This is a genomic window from Bacteroides sp. RTP31139st1_H2_RTP31139_211217 (assembly GCF_040227615.1).
Classification (GTDB): domain Bacteria; phylum Bacteroidota; class Bacteroidia; order Bacteroidales; family Bacteroidaceae; genus Bacteroides; species Bacteroides uniformis.
Genome location: NZ_JBCNZM010000136.1, coordinates 5,313 through 7,984 on the forward strand (window position 1 = coordinate 5,313; position 2,672 = coordinate 7,984).

Below are 2,672 nucleotides of genomic sequence, written 5' to 3' on the forward strand. Positions count from 1 at the left end.
AGGCTGTTTCGACCACATAAGCCACGAATGGCTGCTGAATAATATCCCGATGGATAAAGTGATGCTCCGCAAATGGCTGAACAGTGGTTTTGTTTACAACTCCGAGCTATTCCCGACGGTTGAAGGCACGCCGCAAGGCGGTATCATATCGCCGACCCTTGCCAATATGACCCTTGACGGATTGGAGGCGGTACTGAAAAGACGGTTTAAGACACACTGTAAAAAGGGCGTCTATACCAGCTACAAGGTACACCTTATACGGTACGCCGATGATTTTGTAATCACCGGAGCATCGAAGGAATTGTTGCAAAACGAGATCTTGCCTATTGTTCGTGAGTTTCTCCATGCAAGGGGGCTTACCCTGTCAGAAGAAAAAACGAAGATAACTCACATCGGCAAAGGATTCGATTTTCTCGGATACAACATTCGCAAGTATAACGGAAAACTTCTGATAAAACCGTCAAAAGAGAGTCTGAAAAGGTTTATGGTCAAAATCCGGAAAACCATCGAAGCTCATAAGGGAGCAAAACAGGAATCCCTGATAAGACTACTGAACCCGATCATAACGGGTTGGGCGAATTACTATCGCTACTCCGTATCATCCAAGACTTTCAGGAAAGCTGACAAACTGATCTTCGAAAAGTTATGGCAGTGGGCACAACGCCGACACCCGAAAAAGGGGAAGTATTGGGTTGCTGACAAGTATTTCCACAAGATTAACAACCGTAAATGGACTTTCGCGGTCACTCCCAACAAGAGAAAACCCGAAAGTATAATCGTGCTGAAACGACTGTACGACACCAAAATAAAGCGGTTTGTAAAAATCAAAGGGGATGCAAACCCATACGACCCGCAGTGGAAGGAATATTTTGAACACAGGGAAACCTACAAAATGCTCCAATCGCTCAACGGGTATAAATCACTGCTGCATCTCTGGAAGAGACAACAACGCTGCTGTCCCTACTGTGGTGAGCCGATAGACAACGAACACTCTTGGAGTGTCGTAAAACAGCTGACAAATAACCGAATGGATAGTTTTCTTCTTCATGACGGTTGCCGCAGAAGTTATTACCAGTTAAAAACAGAGGATTATGAGCCGGCTTTTATGTAGAAATAAAAGCATTGAGTTGCTTGAGCCGTATGAGGGGAAACTCTCACGTACGGTTCTTAGGGGGGAAAGGGGCAGTAATGTCCCTGACCTACCCGACTTCATCCGCGAGCGTTACCGCCCGGCCACGGGCGAGGGGGACATGAGTTTCCTCTCCCGCAGTTACGAGCGGCATTTCAACGAGCGTCCGTTTCTGACCCACGCCTGCTTCCTCTACCTGACGAAAACGACGAGGGAGCGTATGCACATGCGTTCAGACTTCTCGACCCTCTGCCGGGGCAACATCATTCCCAAAGAGGTAAACCGGGAATCGGCGACAAAATTCCTGGAGGCGGCGGAACAGTTCGAGCGTATTCTGAACGATTCGGGTTTCCTGACCCTTGTCCGCCTCACGGGGGACGAGATCACGGGTACGGCGGATTGTCCGGGCCTGCTGGAGCGGTACTTTTCCCTCTCGCTCTCGGAGACGACTTCTCTTCAGGACATCGAGCTGGGGGCCGAGGTTCTGCGCGTGGGCAACAAACGGGTGTGCCTGCACACGCTCTCGGACACGGAAGACCTGCCGGGGCGCGTGGGTACGGATACCCGTTACGAGCGTCTTTCCACCGACCGTTCGGACTGCCTGCTCTCGTTCGCGGCCCCCGTGGGGCTTCTGCTTTCCTGCGACCACCTTTACAACCAGTACGTGTTCCTGGAAGACAGCGACGAAAACCTGCGTATGTTCGAGAAACGTGCGCGTAACATGCAGTCCCTTTCCCGCTACTCCCGCGGAAACCAGATAAACAAGGAGTGGATCGACCAGTATCTCAATGAGGCGCACTCGTTCGGTCTTCAATCCGTCCGGGCCCATTTCAACGTGCTGGCCTGGTCGGACGACGTGCAGGAGCTCCGGCATATCCGCAATGATGTGGGCAGCCAGCTCGCTCTGATGGAGTGCCGCCCGCGCCACAACACCGTGGACGCCGCCACGCTCTACTGGGCGGGTATGCCGGGCAACGCGGGGGATTTCCCCGCCGAGGAATCGTTCTACACGTTCATCGAGCCCGCAGTCTGTTTCTTCACGGAGGAAACCAACTATAAATCCTCGTCCAGCCCTTTCGGCATCAAGCTGTGCGACCGCGTAAGCGGCAGGCCCCTGCACCTGGACATCTCGGACGAACCGATGAAAAAAGGGATCATTACAAACAGGAATAAATTCGTGTTAGGCGGCTCGGGGTCAGGCAAGTCATTCTTTATGAATCATTTAGTCCGCCAATACTGGGAGCAGGGCACGCATGTCGTGCTGGTGGATACCGGTAACAGCTACCAGGGTCTTTGCGAGCTGATCCGGCGTAAGACCAAAGGTGAGGACGGCGTGTATTTTACCTATACCGAGGAACATCCCATCAGTTTCAACCCGTTCTACACCGACGACTACTATTTCGACGTGGAGAAGAAGGACAGCATCAAGACGCTGCTGCTGACACTCTGGAAAACCGAGGACGACAAGATCACGAAGACCGAGAGCGGCGAGCTGGGCGGTGCTATGGACGTGGCGATCGGGCCGCTCGCCGAGGGCACGCGT

The 2,672-nt window shown here is 52.7% G+C and carries 1 protein-coding gene and 1 pseudogene; both read left to right on the top strand.

The features are described 5' to 3' along the window. Positions 1-1,111 (top strand): group II intron maturase-specific domain-containing protein (locus ABUA47_RS18305; RefSeq protein WP_349831859.1); only part of this gene is annotated, 1,111 nt, incomplete at its 5' end. A gap of 97 nt (positions 1,112-1,208) precedes the next feature. Continuing rightward, positions 1,209-2,672: pseudogene (locus tag ABUA47_RS18310) on the top strand (TraG family conjugative transposon ATPase); the annotation flags it as partial.